General features: G+C 37.3%; 13 protein-coding genes. 5 read left to right on the top strand and 8 right to left on the bottom strand.

Annotated elements, in window-relative coordinates; genetic code table 11:
• The first annotated feature begins 313 nt into the window (after nucleotides 1-313).
• Nucleotides 314-877 (top strand): DUF4256 domain-containing protein, encoded by a 564-nt coding sequence (locus AC6CH1_RS05440; RefSeq protein WP_498316528.1) that lies wholly within the window; start codon nucleotides 314-316, stop codon nucleotides 875-877.
• Between the two features lie 61 nt (nucleotides 878-938).
• On the opposite strand, the gene AC6CH1_RS05435 is transcribed toward AC6CH1_RS05440, so the two are convergent.
• From AC6CH1_RS05435 to AC6CH1_RS05425, 3 genes are all read right to left on the bottom strand, one after another.
• Nucleotides 939-1,805, bottom strand: a complete 867-nt coding sequence (locus AC6CH1_RS05435) for an ABC transporter ATP-binding protein (protein ID WP_498316527.1) — start codon at nucleotides 1,803-1,805, stop codon at nucleotides 939-941.
• Nucleotides 1,805-4,288: a hypothetical protein gene (locus AC6CH1_RS05430; RefSeq protein WP_498316526.1), complete on the bottom strand. Its 2,484-nt coding sequence runs from the start codon at nucleotides 4,286-4,288 to the stop codon at nucleotides 1,805-1,807. The genes AC6CH1_RS05435 and AC6CH1_RS05430 overlap by 1 nt, the downstream gene beginning before the upstream one ends.
• 125 nt (nucleotides 4,289-4,413) lie before the next feature.
• Nucleotides 4,414-4,731, bottom strand: a complete 318-nt coding sequence (locus AC6CH1_RS05425) for a hypothetical protein (RefSeq protein ID WP_251688463.1) — start codon at nucleotides 4,729-4,731, stop codon at nucleotides 4,414-4,416.
• Between the two features lie 212 nt (nucleotides 4,732-4,943).
• Here AC6CH1_RS05425 and AC6CH1_RS05420 point away from each other — a divergent pair, with 212 nt between their 5' ends.
• Nucleotides 4,944-5,807, top strand: a complete 864-nt coding sequence (locus AC6CH1_RS05420; RefSeq protein WP_498316525.1) for a helix-turn-helix domain-containing protein — start codon at nucleotides 4,944-4,946, stop codon at nucleotides 5,805-5,807.
• Nucleotides 5,808-5,858: 51 nt separating this feature from the next.
• Here the strand turns inward: AC6CH1_RS05420 and AC6CH1_RS05415 are convergent, their stop codons facing one another.
• Together AC6CH1_RS05415 and AC6CH1_RS05410 are read right to left on the bottom strand one after the other, a co-directional pair.
• Nucleotides 5,859-6,458 (bottom strand): DedA family protein, encoded by a 600-nt coding sequence (locus AC6CH1_RS05415; RefSeq protein ID WP_251690025.1) that lies wholly within the window; start codon nucleotides 6,456-6,458, stop codon nucleotides 5,859-5,861.
• A 366-nt stretch (nucleotides 6,459-6,824) separates the two neighbouring features.
• A complete protein-coding gene (locus tag AC6CH1_RS05410; protein WP_251688469.1) occupies nucleotides 6,825-7,457 on the bottom strand; it encodes a LysE family transporter in 633 nt (210 codons plus the stop codon).
• Between the two features lie 471 nt (nucleotides 7,458-7,928).
• Here AC6CH1_RS05410 and abc-f point away from each other — a divergent pair, with 471 nt between their 5' ends.
• The 3 genes from abc-f (at nucleotide 7,929) to AC6CH1_RS05395 (ending at nucleotide 11,685) form a co-directional block, all read left to right on the top strand.
• Nucleotides 7,929-9,377 carry a ribosomal protection-like ABC-F family protein gene (abc-f, locus tag AC6CH1_RS05405; protein WP_498316524.1) on the top strand — a complete coding sequence of 483 codons (1,449 nt, stop codon included), beginning with the start codon at nucleotides 7,929-7,931 and terminating at the stop codon, nucleotides 9,375-9,377.
• 122 nt (nucleotides 9,378-9,499) lie between these two features.
• A complete protein-coding gene (locus AC6CH1_RS05400; RefSeq protein WP_498316523.1) occupies nucleotides 9,500-10,546 on the top strand; it encodes an LLM class flavin-dependent oxidoreductase in 1,047 nt (348 codons plus the stop codon).
• Between the two features lie 194 nt (nucleotides 10,547-10,740).
• The gene (locus AC6CH1_RS05395; protein WP_413078058.1) at nucleotides 10,741-11,685 is read left to right on the top strand and encodes a bile acid:sodium symporter family protein; all 945 of its coding nucleotides are present in this window, start codon (nucleotides 10,741-10,743) and stop codon (nucleotides 11,683-11,685) included.
• A 124-nt stretch (nucleotides 11,686-11,809) separates the two neighbouring features.
• Here AC6CH1_RS05395 and AC6CH1_RS05390 read toward each other — a convergent pair whose 3' ends face one another.
• The 3 genes from AC6CH1_RS05390 to AC6CH1_RS05380 form a co-directional block, all read right to left on the bottom strand.
• The gene (locus AC6CH1_RS05390) at nucleotides 11,810-12,322 is read right to left on the bottom strand and encodes a GNAT family N-acetyltransferase (protein WP_251688479.1); all 513 of its coding nucleotides are present in this window, start codon (nucleotides 12,320-12,322) and stop codon (nucleotides 11,810-11,812) included.
• A complete protein-coding gene (locus tag AC6CH1_RS05385; RefSeq protein ID WP_498316522.1) occupies nucleotides 12,322-12,867 on the bottom strand; it encodes a GNAT family N-acetyltransferase in 546 nt (181 codons plus the stop codon). The genes AC6CH1_RS05390 and AC6CH1_RS05385 overlap by 1 nt, the downstream gene beginning before the upstream one ends.
• Nucleotides 12,868-13,116: 249 nt before the next feature.
• Complete coding sequence (locus AC6CH1_RS05380) at nucleotides 13,117-15,345, bottom strand: S-layer homology domain-containing protein (protein ID WP_498316521.1); 2,229 nt, start codon at nucleotides 15,343-15,345, stop codon at nucleotides 13,117-13,119.
• Nucleotides 15,346-15,410 lie beyond the last annotated feature (65 nt).

Raw genomic sequence — 15,410 nt, 5'->3', positions numbered from 1 at the left:
TTTAATAAGATCACAATTCCTCATAAAGAAAAAAATTCACATATTACAATAAGTACTAAATAAAACACGAATACATATTGTAATAGGTGAATTTATTGTTGTCTTGTAACATTTCTTATTAACATTAGTATATACCATATTAATTCATTTGTCTATGCATATGAAACAATTCATTTACGTGCAAATATAATTTTGATGCACTCTATGTTTTTTAGTAGATTTATTTATTATGAAAATTAACCATTAGTAGACATTATTCTCATAACTAAAGTATCATTAAAGGCATCAACTACTTAACGAGGTGTTCAATATTATGGCAGCTAAAAAAGTATTAACAAACGAACAGCAAGAACAGCTTCTTACAACATTGAAAGCACGCTTTTTACAGCATATGGAGCGTCATCCGAATATCGATTGGGAAAATGTGCAGACAAAGCTCGAAGCAAATCCGGTAAAACTATGGTCTGTTAATGAAATGGAACGTACAGAAGGTGAACCTGATGTCGTTGCATATAACCAGGAAACGGACACATACACATTTATGGACTGCTCAGCTGAAAGCCCTAAAGGACGCAGAAGTATTTGTTATGACCAGGAAGCATTGGATGCGCGTAAAAAGAACAAACCGGAAGACAGTGCAATGAATATGGCGTCTTCAATGGGAATTGAAATTTTAACGGAAGTCGAATACCGCTCATTGCAGCAACTTGGGAAATTCGATTTAAAAACATCAAGCTGGGTTTTGACACCACCGGATATCCGTAAACTTGGCGGAGCAATTTTCTGCGACCGTCGATATGAGACGGTTTTCATGTACCATAATGGCGCAGATTCGTACTACGGTGCCCGAGGATTTAGAGGCTCTCTTACTGTTTAGTTTATCGATTTCAACTAAAAATAAAGCCGTTGTCATACTTTATGACAACGGCTTGTTTCTATTATAGATTATAAAAATCACGATACAGTTCTTCCAAGTTCCGGTTGATCGGATTCACAGATTGGATTTGCACACTATTTTTTAATAACCATTGAAGATAGGTTTCAATCGCAAATGCAGCATCTGTAATGAGTAAATCACCTTTAATTTTATAAGGAAGATGGCTCTTTTTCATTACTTGGGGAAGATCACTATGATATGAATACTTAATTTCGTATTGTACTTCCTTATTTGAATGCAATGGATTTGTGTAAAGCTTCCCTTCTTTAATGAACCAGATTGTCTCCGTCAAATCTTCCAGTAAATCCAGGTTATGCGTCGAAATGACGATACTGATTCCTTTTGCATGTAGCACTTCAATCAATTGTTTTAATTCAATAATGCTCGTCGGGTCCAGTCCATTAAAAGGTTCATCCATTAAAATAATGAGCGGCTTTGTCAATATACTTAACGCGATCAGCAAATGCTGCCGCATCCCGTAAGAATAGGATTTGACGGGCTGATGCACATACGAGCGGATGCCGATCAACTCTATGACATCTTCTATTTCTTGTTGCTGTATATGGTAAATATTAGCCACAAACGACAGATGATCATAACCGGTTAACTGCATATACAAGTAATTATCACTTGGCAAGAAGGAAATATATTTAAAGAATTCAGGGTTGCTGTTGGAAATATTGTTTATATGGACAGTGCCCTTATTAATCTTTTCCAATCCTAATACCGAGCGCATTAATGAAGATTTCCCTGCCCCATTCGGCCCTACAATACCTATTATTTCACCGGTACCGATAGAAAACGTAATATTATCCAGCACCTGTTTACTTTTGTATTTCATTTCAAGTTCGTTCACCTGCAATACCATTATGATGTCACCTTCCTTTTAAATAGAAGCCCCATGCCGAACAATAGAGTCCCGCTGATTAGTAAAATGACCGCGCCCGTCAGGAAGTTCACTTTTCCGTTGTTTGCCTCAATCGATTTCCAGCCATCTACAATATTCCATGTATCAAAATAGACAAACGGATTATACACACTACTTGTTAGATTAATATAATGGTTCCCTGCAAAGTACCCGGCAATGACAAGTATGGATGTAACGATAATTGCTGCATAATGATTTTTCATCAATTTCCCGATAAAGCTGAACAAGCTATTTAAAAAGAAGAGCTGCATGAATATAAGCACTCCACTTTTGACAAGCAGCGCCATCAAATTTTCAAAATAAAAATAGGCATTGTTCGCAGTTGAAAAGAAAAAGTGCTCCTCCAGCCGTTCTGTTGCATAAATCAATATTGGATAATCCATGTCACCTACTCCACCAATAAATGTAGCGATCAGGAAAACAATAGTACCCGTAATGAGCAACAAACTGCAGGCAACCGTTAAATTATAGATCCATTTCGATACATAAATAGAGGAGAATCGAATTGGCTTTGTTGCTAAAAAGCTCATCGATGGATTCGGCCTATATTCATCGGCCATCGTTGTCCATAACAATAATACAAATAAAATCAGGACGAACCACATCATGTTCCATTCCAAGAACCTGTAGATTGCAAACGAGCTGCTGTCCCCGTATTTTGTATTTTGTTCCTGGAACAGCTTTAAACGTTCATAATGTTCTTGATCTAAAGCCTGACTCGGATCATCAAAATTAGATACCCATTTATGTCCAAGCGGCCACGGGGTTATCCTTTTGCCATCCAGAATAATTTCCTGCTCTTCTGATACCATGTCAGTCAATGTCCAAAGTGTATTATCATTTTCTCTATAAGTACCAGGTTCAAATGAGTTCATCACATCGCGAAATGTCTCGGCAAATGTAGGAGAGTGAATATCAGCCTTCAGATGTTCCAACGCCTCAAATCGCATTTCTAATTGTTTAATCATTGACTGATAAGGATTTTGATCAAGCATTTCCAGCTCTTCACCCGTTTCCTCAGCCATCCGTCGTTGCAATTCCTGCTCCATTTCAAATTCATCTGCGACGAGTTTCCAATGTGTTTGATCCTGGATAATCGTATTTTGGGAACGCTCAATTATTTTCAGTGCTTTGTCAGGAAATGTTCGGTACTGCTCATTCACTACAATGACCGTACCGCCAATTATTCCAAACAGCAAAATAACAGTTATAAGAATATGGCCTTTCCGCTTCTTCTTTAGATGCTCAAATTGTAATAATTTAAATTTCCTGTTTGGTACATACTGTTTTTTCGATGCTGTAAATTCAGGCACTCCAAAACTGACATTTTTCATATTAATGACAGCATAAGTAATACCGGTACCTATCACTACTAGCAGTAACATGATGATTAAATAAGGGACAAAACGATTCGAATCCAGTAATAGCTGTTCATACGAAACAATCAAGTGAATCGGGTTATACATCTGAAACCCGGTCTTCAATGAAATCATATAACTGATTAAAACCGGTAAACTGATCAGCGAGAATAGTAAACCTAATTTTGCTTGCTGTTTAATCAGACAAGTAAACAGCAGCAATAATAACGCACTGAAAATCCCCCAGCCAATCGGGATAAACACAAGCCATTTCCATATTGGGACTAAAATGATTTCGGAACTCAATGCCACTTCAACAGGATAGTAAATTGTGTTCAGATTCCCTGTTAATAGTGGCGGCAGTAACGACACAACACTTGCAATAACGATGTAACACAGGACGACCATCCATAAAGGAATCAAGTATCCAAAATAAATGGCTTTACTGGATAATGAATTGATTTTAAAGAAATCGAATGTCCGATTTTCCCGGTCAAATATATATTTATAGCAAAAAACTAATAATAGAAGAAAGGCCGTAACGGGGCTAAATAGAATTTGGAATAATTGCTTTGTAAATAAGGCAGTTTTAAATGGCGTATCTTGTTCGGTATAGGCCAACTGATGATCAATGATGGCTTCCGCTTTCTCCCTTTCAACTGCCACTGTATGTTCACCAAGATAAGGAATTGCTTTGAATGCTATGTAGTTTTCATATTCGTTTAAATAGGCAAGCTGCTGGTCGGCAATCTGTAAATCGTTCTCGTCTAATTTCTTTAAAATATCGTCTATATATTGTTCTTTTAATAGAAGACTTCCCAATGATTGCTGTTCTTCCGGAGTAAGACCTATAACCCGTTCTTTAGTTAATGTACTTGTAATCAGCAAATGTACTGTATCTTTTCGATTGTTGAACGTTTCCTGCAGTTCATGCTTGGTAGCACCCGATTGCGTACTATTAATAACGAGCATCGTCCCGACAAGTACAATAATTGCAACAGGTAATATAAAAATATATTTGCTTTTTAACAAGCCTTTCACAAGAAAACGAATCACTTCATACATCATTCCTCCCCCTTACCCTGTTAGTATGCTGAAAATATAAATTCCTCTTTGAGCAGATTTGCCAAAAAACGGAGGCTTATCCTTTTCAAAGAGGATATGAAAATTATCAGATTCAGATTTCCCCATTACTCCTGCTCTGCGTTACTAAGCGGTGCATATGGTCCTGTTTTAAGCGTGCCTGAAAAGAAGGAATACCCCGGCTTCCCTACAGCATAGCCACGATTATACAAATAACCAGAATACGTTTTACCGTTTTGAGTAACCGTTACCCACATCGATTGTGTCGTTGTATAGGGCACTTCTTTTGAATACCAAAGTGTATCGGATGTGACAGAAACTTCAGGTGTCAAACTTTCAGCTGCTTGTATACTTGAAATATTTACGGATACATTTAAAGAAATTGCTGCAAATAAACTTAAACTTAACAATTTAAATTTTTTCATCATTGATTCCTCCGCTGTTCCTATTCCAAAGCCTGATTGCTATATATATGAATCTTTTAATTTTCTAACTTATCCTCCACCAGTTCCAATAATCCACAGTTCTAAAGTTGTAATTAATAAATCTACCATTTTGCCCCCTCCTTTGTATTAATTTTACAAACTTTCCGACAAAAAGTGTATAATATGCCTAAAAGAATAATTTAGGTGATGAAATGAATAATTACGGGCATGTTATAAAAGAAATCAGGGTTGGTAAAGGGTATTCACAACAGTATGTCAGCGAAAAAATATGCTCACAGGGCAACTACTCAAAGTTTGAAAAAGGAGAAAACAGAGAAATTAAGTTTTCGATATTAAAGGAATTTTTGGGGCGTCTTGAAATGTCCTATGAAGAGTTTGAATACATAAGCAATAATTATGAAATGCATGACCGTCAAAGGATTATGAAGAAGTTTTACAATCAAACATATAATTCCGAAAATGCCCTGCTCCTAATGATTAAAGAATGCTCAGCTTATTTACAGCAAAATCCGAATGACAATTTAATCATGAATATTCAAACTGTAATGGAAGGCATGCTCGTTTTGGCAAGATCCAGTGATTTTGTACTGGCTTCTGAAACAATATCTCCTATATGGAACGATCTCTCGCAGCGAAATACACTGTACTTACCTGATATTTATTTGCTGAATGCCATTTTATTTGTTTTTCCGATTTCTACTGCAACCGAAATAAAAGAATTTGCATTTCGCCATATCGATAAGTACAACGGATTTCAAAATATTAATAAGTTAAAAATAAACTTTCTGATCAATTTGTCGCTTATTAATATTAAAGGAAAAGACTTTGAAACCGCACTACATCTGTTGAATGATGCAAGCAGTAAGTGTAAATCGGAGCAGCTTTTTATTAACCTGTCGATCTGTTACGTGAGAAAAGGCGTTTGCCTAAATAATTTAAACGGAGCAGATGAAGGTTTTATTGAAAAGGGTTTAACGCTACTTCAACATTTAGAACAAGCAGAACTAGTGAAAATGTTGGAGAAGGAAATTAAAAGTAATTTAATCGTTAAATAATATAGAGCAAATTAAAAAGGGCAACCTGTTAAACACGGCTGCCCTTTGAATTTATTTTTTATTAGGTAAGTTCATTTTACGCTCTAATAACTTTACGCGATATTTATAAATCGCATAGATTACTGCCAAAATAATGATGATGATGACAAACGGCTGCAAGTACTGTTTAAACAGTTCTCCTGCCTGCTCCCAGTTTTCCCCTAGCTTAATGCCTAAATAAACATAAAGCGCGGTAATTGGGAACATCGCTAAAAATGTATAGATCGTAAACTTCCATACATTCATTTTCGTCATCCCGCACGGAACCGAAATTGCGGTACGAACAATCGGCATAAAGCGGCCGAAAAATGCGACACCTGCACCATATTTTGCGAAAAACTTGTCCGATGCATTCACTTGCTTTTCATTAATCAAGAAGAACTTCCCGTATTTTAGGACGATTGGGCGACCACCATAACGCCCTACCGCATATAATGTCAACGGTCCAATTGTTCCGCCTACCGTTCCGGCAAGCACCATTAACCAATATTTATACTCCCCTTGAGCAATCCAAAATCCGGCCATCGGTAATATAACTTCTGCTGGGATAAACTCAAAGCAAAGTGCCAACAGTACACCAAAATATCCGAACCCTTTAAAAAACTCAATCATTGATAGAATGATTGTATCTAACAACAAAAACAACTCCAATCATTTGCAATATCCAAAGTTAAAATCGAAAAAACCGATATTAACTCCAAAGTCCACTTCTACATTCACTTAGCATACAAAAACTTTGACTGATTCACAATAGAATTTGTGAAAACATGCCATTATTATGTATGTTCTTCTTTAGAATAGAACGTCCTCTCTTCACAAATGTTGCCTCTTCCGCAAAACTTTTAATTTTATAGCAGTGTATGTCTATGCAAAAAGCGATATGTCAGAGCATTTTCAGCATGGCCTCTTCCTAATACATGCAAATATAAAAACAAACAGGCAAAACCATATGTACTCTGGAATCACCCGTTCTAATAGTTAAATTAATGCTTTTAAATCATGAATAAATTCATATATAAAGTAACAGCCAAACCCGAATAATAATAAGCCTGCAATAATGGAAGTCCATTTAATCATCGCTCGGTTCATGACTTTCCTTGTAAGTGAAACAATTGTTAAAAGACCAATATCATGCAGTAAAATACCCGATAAAATGCCTAGTGCAACAATCAAAAATTGATTGGCCCCTTTTCCTGCATAAGAGTCGGCCAAAACTGCTCCAAAAACAGAAATCCAGAAAACGAGATTACCTGGTGAAACAGCAACTAATAAACCATTGCGGTATGTTGACAGAAAGGATTTATTCGCTTTCTCACCAGCTAACGCAATATCTTTATCAGCATTTTTAATTGAATCGAAAGCCAAAATAAATAAAAAGGCGGCTCCTATTAACCAAAGCGGTAGCTGAATATAAGCCAGCGACAAAAATTTAGCCACCCCCAAATACAAGGCAATGATTAAAGCTAGATCAATTGTCATTCCGCCAAGCCCTACTGCCCAACCGTGCATAAACCCATTTTTCAAACCCTGTTTCGTCATTTCGACTGTAATGGCACCAACGGGCATTGCAATGGCAAGGCCAATCATGACATACGCAAAATATAAACTCATTCGACCACGTCTTCCAAGAAAAATTCCTTCTTACGTCCGTTTTATAAATATAATTATATTTGAATATTTATTAATCTTCAATCACTTTTAATATTTACCTAGTAAATTCCATTATTGATTTATTTCCGGAAATCTATTATGATGGCATTAATTTATGAGAAGGAGGGATTTTTCTATGTTTTTACTTCGTTTACTCTAAGCTGGCAATAAAAAAGCAAACCCATTCGATGGGCTTTTTTGTCATGCTTGTAAACGATGAAACCATAGAGATCCCTCTTTAAACGGGAGACTTCTATATTTTTTCGGCGCAGGCATACATATGTCTGCTTTTTTATTGCGTTTTAGACTCACGTATAAAATGGAGGGCTAAAACAATGCAGATGCTTCTATTCTTTTAATACGGGCGGATTACACAAACCGCTCGTATCGATAAGCTATCGGTACGAAATTTATATTTCGGAGGTAGCAATAATGGAAAACTTAAGCTTTGAACTAAAAAATATACACGTGCAATTTTTAGATAAGGATGTACTTACAATCCCGCAATTGGCAATTTATCAATTTGACCGCATTGGGATTGTTGGTAAAAACGGTGCCGGTAAAAGCACTTTATTAAAATTATTAACCGGTCAGCTCATTCCACAACAAGGGAATGTAAACGCACTTGTTGATTATTTCTATTTTGAACAAACATCCCCTGCCATCAAACAAGACAATATTAATATCGCGCTTGCCCACAAATTGAAGGCAGTCGATCCACATAGCGGTGGTGAACAAACAAGGTTAAAGTTATCACAGGCATTCAGCCATTACTACGAGGCAATGCTTTTTGATGAACCGACAACTCATTTAGATCAGGACGGCATCAGATTTTTGCAGGAGCAACTCCGCTATTATTACGGAGCAGTCGTCATAGTCAGTCATGATCGGAACTTGCTAGATAGTATTGTTACGACAATCTGGGAAGTCAATGATGGGCATGTTTCGGTCTATAGCGGGAATTATTCCGATTATGCAGCGCAAAAAGAACGGGAAAAACAGGAGCAAGCTGCTGCCCATGAAAAATATGTTCGCGAAAAGGCTCACCTGGAGAAGGCTGTTGCTGAAAAAATGAAGAAGGCCGAAAAAATTACCGAGGCAAAGAGGATGTCGAAAAAAGAAACGAAAGCCAAAGCGAATCGTATGTTTGAAACAAAATCTAAAGGAACGAGTCAAAAATCGGTTTACCGCTCGGCTAAAGCAATGGAAAAACGGATTGAACAGCTTTCCGTTGTCGAAAAAGTAAAAGAAAACGTGCCACTTCACTTCAAACAATCGAAAGCACTGGAACTTCATAATAAAGTGCCGATTATGATGCAAGATCTTACTTTAGCAATCGGAAAGAAGATCCTTTTAAATCAATGCCAGCTTCAAATTCGGCTACAGGAAAAAATAGCTATAACAGGTCCGAACGGCAGCGGAAAATCAACATTGCTTCAGGCGATTGTCGGAAAGCATCCAAATATAGATCTTTCACCGAAAGTAAAAATCGGTCACTTTTCACAGCTTGCTTATCAAAACTTACCGCATGAGACCGTTTGGAGTTTTATAAAAACACGAAGCGAATACAGCGATGCGTTTATTCGCACTATTTTGCATCAAATGCAGTTTGAACAGAATGATTTACAAAAGCGGATCACTGTTTTAAGCGGCGGTGAACGGATTCGATTGCTTTTAAGTCAGCTGTTTTTAGGTCAATATAATATTCTCCTGCTTGATGAGCCGACCAACTTCCTTGATATAGCTACAAAAGAGGCATTGGCAAACTTTATCCGAGGCTATGACGGCACTATTCTTTTTGTCTCCCATGATGACTATTTTGTGAAGCAAGTGGCTACAAGAATTATAGAGATAAAAGATACCGCATTAATTGAAGTATGATTTCACAAGCTTTTTACGAAAGATACAATTCTTTCATTTCCAACCGATGTGCACTAAAATAATCCTTATGGTAATGATAGTAAGAAAAGGAAACGAGCCATTAATTATTTGGAGGTCATCACATGGAAATAGGTATTTCAACTTTTGCAGAAACTACACCGGATGCGTTAACAGGTGAAACAGTAAGTCATGCCGAGCGACTGCGACAAATCGTCGAAGAAATTAAGCTGGCGGATTCGGTAGGACTGGATGTGTATGGTGTCGGAGAACATCACCGCGAAGATTATGCAGCATCAGTTCCTTCTGTCGTACTCGCGGCAGCTGCTATGCAAACAAAACAAATTCGATTGACGAGCGCTGTAACGGTACTCTCATCTGACGATCCTGTACGTGTCTTCCAGCAATTCGCAACACTTGACGGACTATCGAACGGCCGCGCCGAAATTATGGCTGGACGCGGTTCATTCATTGAGTCGTTCCCCTTGTTCGGCAATAACTTGAATGATTATGATGCGCTTTTTGAAGAAAAACTCGATCTATTATTAAATCTTCAGGAAAATGAGATTGTATCATCAACTGGCCATTTCCGTCCATCTATTCCAGGACGCGGCATCTACCCGCGCCCTGTGCAGGAAAAATTACCGATTTGGGTGGCGAGCGGCGGTACACCACAATCTGCCATCCGTGCTGCCACATTGGGCTTGCCGTTAACATTGGCCATTATCGGAGGAAGTCCACTGTATTTTGCACGCATCGTTCAACTGTATTATGATGTAGCGAAAAAAGCAGGCCATGATATTTCGAAGCTGCGTGTCGCTTCCCATTCACATGGTTTTATTGCGGATACGACAGAACTTGCAGCAGAACAATTTTTCCCTTCAACAGCAGCGGCAATGACAAAACTTGGCCGTGAACGTGGATGGGCTCCGTACACACGCGAAGCATTTGATGAGGCCCGAAGCTTGGAAGGCGCTCTTTATGTAGGCGATGTTGACACGGTTGCTAAGAAAATCATTTATCTTTACGAACATGTCGGCATTTCAAGATTTTTCCTACATGTCCCGGTCGGTTCTATGCCGCACGACCAAGTGCTGCATGCCATCGAACTGTTAGGTACGAAAGTTGCACCAATTGTACGTGAGGAAGTAGCAAAATTAAAGAATAGATAAAATGTTAGTTAATGGGTTGGGCAGTATTTTGCTGCACAACCCATTTTTTTATGAAATTTAATTTTCCCCATAACTTTTCGACTCTATTAACTAGAATAATAAAGAAATTGCTTAAAATTCTGAAAATTATTGCAATTAGAAATTTAATAAATTACAATAACATGAATTCAATAGAAAGCTGAGGTTACATCATCATGGGAGTTTTACAGAAGATAGGTAAGTTTGCAGGAAATACATTTGCGATTTGGGTACTGGTTGCAGCTGGTTTAGCAATTTGGATACCTGAATATTTCACATGGATTGGCAGTTACATCACCATATTATTAGGAATTGTCATGTTTGGTATGGGGATGACATTAAAATTAGATGATTTTAAATTAATTCTTCAACATCCGAAAGGTGTTATTATCGGAATCGTTTCCCAATTTGTTATTATGCCGTTACTGGCATTTGCGTTAGCCAAAGTTTTCAATTTACCGCCAGAAATTGCGGTTGGCGTTATATTAGTAGGTTGTTGTCCAGGGGGTACGTCATCAAACGTTATGACATTCCTCGCAAAAGGAAATACGGCATTATCTGTTACGATTACATCATGCACAACATTATTAGCACCTTTTGTAACACCTGCTCTAATCTACTTATTAGCAAGTGAATGGTTACCAGTTTCATTTATGGCCATGTTTATGTCAGTAATTAAAGTTGTGTTAATTCCGATTATTTTAGGGATTCTTGCACAGTTCTTATTTAGACCACTTGTAGAAAAAAGTGTTGATATTCTTCCTACAGTATCAGTTGTGGCAATCGTGATGATCGTTGCTGCTGTAGTAAGCGGAAGCCGCGATAAAATTTTAGAAACAGGATTAATCATTTTTGCCATTGTTATTTTACATAATGGTTTAGGTTACTTACTAGGATTTTTAGTAGCAAAACTATTTAAACTGAAATACGATGATCAAAAAGCAGTATCGATCGAAGTTGGGATGCAGAATTCAGGTTTAGGAGCGCAATTAGCGATGGCCCACTTCGACCCAGTATCAGCCGTTCCGAGTGCTATCTTCAGTTTCTGGCACAATATTTCGGGACCGATTCTTGCTACATATTGGGGATCAAAAGCGAATAAGAAGGAAAACAATAAATAGATATTACAGAAAAAGTGGTACGAATGCATTTTGATTCGTACCACCTTTTTTTTCGTTCTTATGTATTATGGTGCTTTCAAATAGCTATTGTTCCGGTACATGAAATCATTTTATGAAAAAAAACTTATCTATCTTTCAAAAACAACTTATATTGTACTAATTTAACTTCTTTACCTATGTATAATTCAGTTCCTTCACGGCTCTCTTCAGTGAATCCGATCTTCTTCATCATTTTTCTGGAGCGATGATTTGTTTCGTGTGTCTCTCCGTAAAATGTGGTAATTCCGAATTGTTCATTCGCATAATCCATTAATTTTTTTACCATTTGTGTCCCAATACCAACATTCCAAAGAGTACTGTCTCCTATAGCAATACCAATTTCAGCACTATTATTTTTAATTTCGGCTAAATCAGCATAACCGATAAGTCTATTTTTATATTCAATTCCCAAACGGATCATATCTTTTTCTTGGTTGGCTACACAACGTTCCCACCATTTAAATAATTCCATATGATCTCTATTTTTCTGCCATCCATTTGCTTCACAAAAATGCTCATCCCTACTCCAATCAACTACAGCATTGAAGTCTTCTAATTTCAACTTTCTAAAGTAAATTTCATTTCGATTAATATCCATTATTCATCTCCTCCATTTTGCCGATTAAACTTTGCTAACATAATTACATCGAAAGCCTCGTTATTTTGGTACATATACTCTCTTAAAATGCCTTCCTTTTCAAATCCCTGTTTCATCAATAATTGACTGGAACCATCATTTTCAACAAAAACGATGGCACCGATTCTTGTTAACTCCATCTCTTGAAATCCATGTTCAACGATTTTAGCTACTGCTTCTGATGCATAGCCATTACGCCAAAATTCTGGATGAATTTCATATCCAACTTCTGCACGTCGATGTGCTTTTGACCATGAGTTAAAGCCAATTGTACCGATTAACCCCTGAACGCCCTTCCTCTCAATTCCCCAGCGTATTCCTTTTTCAGATTGAAAATTACTAGTAAATGCCTGTATTAACATTTCTGCCTGTTCCATTGTTTTAAATGTGTCCAATCCATAGTATTTTGTTACCTCTTCACTTGAAAAAATTGAATAGATCGCTTCTACATCGGCAGGTAGAATTTCTCTTAAAACGAGTCGTTCGGTTTCTAATTTTGGAAACATATTACTACCCCTTTTTTAAGCAAATTGCATAATTCGGTGGACAATCTGATTTTCTATTTTCAATATAAGATCCCTTAATGTCACCTAGTTATATTTGACTTCTTCATTTGTATAAATGCTTTTATGTATTAGTCATCCGGTTTTCACAACGGATGAATCGTGCAACTAAATATTTAAATATGAAAACCCTTGCCGTTTAAATGGCAAGGGATATTTCATTAAGTCAATGTGTTAAAAACAAACCTGCTATTAATAATTATTAATCTGATATTCGTTCATTTTATGAGCTAAACGAATTGTTACTTGAGCTAATTGTGCATACGTAACTTCACTAGTTGGCTTCAGCTGATTATTTTCAGCTTCAAGTAATCCCATTGCATATGCTAATGCCACGTGACCACGTAATTCCTTATCCACAAGTGCGGCATCACTGTATTTCAATTCATATATATCACTCAGTTGTGCAGGTTTATTTAGTTTTAATGTACCAATTACCCATTTTGCCAGTTCCTGATTTGTAAGAGCTGTCTTCGGATTAAATGTTTTAGTAGATGCATCAAGCATTCCCATTTGTAATGCACGTGTGACAAATGCATATGAGGCATCGTCTGGCGTTATATCAGTAAATGATTCGGCCGCCGTTTCAAACTCATTGTAACTAGAGCTATAATACATGTATGTTACCGATTTAAGTAATACTTTTAATGCTTCCTCTTTAGTAATAGGGGCATCTGGGTTAAACTTTTCATTCACTTCTAAAATACCCGCATGAATTAAATAATTTAATTCTTCAGCAGCTTTTGGATGCTCGATTTTCGGCTTGTCCGAATTGGCCATTCCATAAGAATCTAACCATTCACCTGTTTTGGCATCAATGCCCGCGGAAGCCCCTTCTTTGAAGACTGGTTGGTATGCTAAACTGTAATGCTGCTCATTCCCGACCTTTGGATGATTCACATATTGCAGCTTCAGTTTCAACTCATCTTTCAACATTTTTGTTGCTTCCTGTTCAGATAAAAGATCAGTTGCTGCCGGCCACTCCAAATCACCATAATCGCTCATATACAAGCTCAATAAAGCACCAGTTTTAGCATCGACACCTACTGAAATGTTGTCTCCCACTACTGATAAGCCGTTCACGATGCGTGGGAACGTAAAGTTATAACTATTATTGTAAGTTTCGTGGTAGCCTTCATTAACTGGCAATGCATACTTATGAGCAGATGATGGTATCCATTCTTTTACAAGAGCGATCGCTTTATCCAATGCCTGTTTCTGTGTTAATTTCACTTCTGCCTCGGCGTCATTATTATCTTCTTCAAGATGACTTTTAATATCACTGTAATGAATGAATTCCCCTGTTGCTTTATCAATTGTTAGCACAGTTCCTGTTCCACCATTACGATAGTTATACATATATTGAATGTTGAAGACTTCTTTACCAGTCTCCGATGTCGTTTCTTCAACCGCTCCAATCTCCAGTTGAACACCTTTTATATCTGTTGCAAGCAATTTCTCAGCCAATGCTCGCGCCTGATCAGCTGTCATGTTTGGCTGTTTTGCCGCTAATGGTGCAGAAACAATCGGTGTAATTGATTTAGCGGATAATGTTGAAGAGAGTCCGTCCAAAGTTAACCAATCCCCTGTTTGTGCATGGATACCTGAAATAATCTGGCTATTTGGTTCATAAACAAGCTTAACCTTGTGATCCCCTGTTGAATAATCCGGTATAATTGTATAGGACAATTGTGCTTTTAAAGCATCCTGCACGCGGTTAGCAATGGAAGATTCATCTTGTTTTTTGGACGGATCATCATACGTGAAATTATTTTTTGGAGAGGTTGTTCTATAAAATGATGATACTGTGCCATCCCCAAACACACGAATATTAATAGTTTGATCTGAAATTGGAATCCCTGAATTTTTCTTCTCATAAATAAATGAGTATTCAACAGGCCGCGTTAAAATAGATGGCGAGTAATAATCGTGTGCGTTTGGCACAAGCTCATACCCCTCGCCTTTATTGAACTTTTCCATAAATTTATCCGCAGATTTTTGCGCTTCTTCTTTTGAATATTTTGCCGGGAACAATACATCCTTTGTGTTTACTGGTTGATAGTAGAATTGTTCTAACTCCAACGTATCTCCCGCAAAAACAAAGCTTCCATGTTCATATTGGTCATCAATATTCTTTGAGAAATAAAGTTCATAACGCACCGTAGAGTCTGTAGGATGTGAATATCCTGTACCTGTACGAAAATCTTTTTCAGATACATGTAAGAACTCATTTGGAAATAATGCTCGGAAACGCTTCATTAAATCATCTTTTGTTACCGTTGTATTCGTTTGTGCAACTTGAATCGGCAATGTCTCCATCCGTTCATTTCCAATTGTTGAAGCACTAGCAATTGGTGCTAATAACCCAACAGACAGCGCTGTTGCAGTTAACATGGCACCCGCCTTTTTTAAAGTTACCACTCTTCATCCCCCTATCTCTTTTTCGTAAAACAACTGTTTACACTTACATATTACGAATTACAACT

The organism is Solibacillus sp. GQ1 (assembly GCF_059758555.1).
Note: the sequence above shows the minus strand (reverse complement) of the source record. Positions and strands in the feature narration are given on the sequence as shown.

Coding starts and splice junctions, on each gene's coding strand:
- AC6CH1_RS05410 (WP_251688469.1), bottom strand. CDS start 7,457: ATGAGTTTATATTTTGCGTATGTCATGATTGGCCTTGCCATTGCAATG.
- AC6CH1_RS05415 (WP_251690025.1), bottom strand. CDS start 6,458: ATGATTGAGTTTTTTAAAGGGTTCGGATATTTTGGTGTACTGTTGGCA.
- AC6CH1_RS05435 (WP_498316527.1), bottom strand. CDS start 1,805: ATGGTATTGCAGGTGAACGAACTTGAAATGAAATACAAAAGTAAACAG.
- AC6CH1_RS05390 (WP_251688479.1), bottom strand. CDS start 12,322: ATGGATATTAATCGAAATGAAATTTACTTTAGAAAGTTGAAATTAGAA.
- AC6CH1_RS05425 (WP_251688463.1), bottom strand. CDS start 4,731: ATGAAAAAATTTAAATTGTTAAGTTTAAGTTTATTTGCAGCAATTTCT.
- AC6CH1_RS05430 (WP_498316526.1), bottom strand. CDS start 4,288: ATGTATGAAGTGATTCGTTTTCTTGTGAAAGGCTTGTTAAAAAGCAAA.
- AC6CH1_RS05440 (WP_498316528.1), top strand. CDS start 314: ATGGCAGCTAAAAAAGTATTAACAAACGAACAGCAAGAACAGCTTCTT.
- abc-f (WP_498316524.1), top strand. CDS start 7,929: ATGGAAAACTTAAGCTTTGAACTAAAAAATATACACGTGCAATTTTTA.
- AC6CH1_RS05400 (WP_498316523.1), top strand. CDS start 9,500: ATGGAAATAGGTATTTCAACTTTTGCAGAAACTACACCGGATGCGTTA.
- AC6CH1_RS05385 (WP_498316522.1), bottom strand. CDS start 12,867: ATGTTTCCAAAATTAGAAACCGAACGACTCGTTTTAAGAGAAATTCTA.
- AC6CH1_RS05420 (WP_498316525.1), top strand. CDS start 4,944: ATGAATAATTACGGGCATGTTATAAAAGAAATCAGGGTTGGTAAAGGG.
- AC6CH1_RS05395 (WP_413078058.1), top strand. CDS start 10,741: ATGGGAGTTTTACAGAAGATAGGTAAGTTTGCAGGAAATACATTTGCG.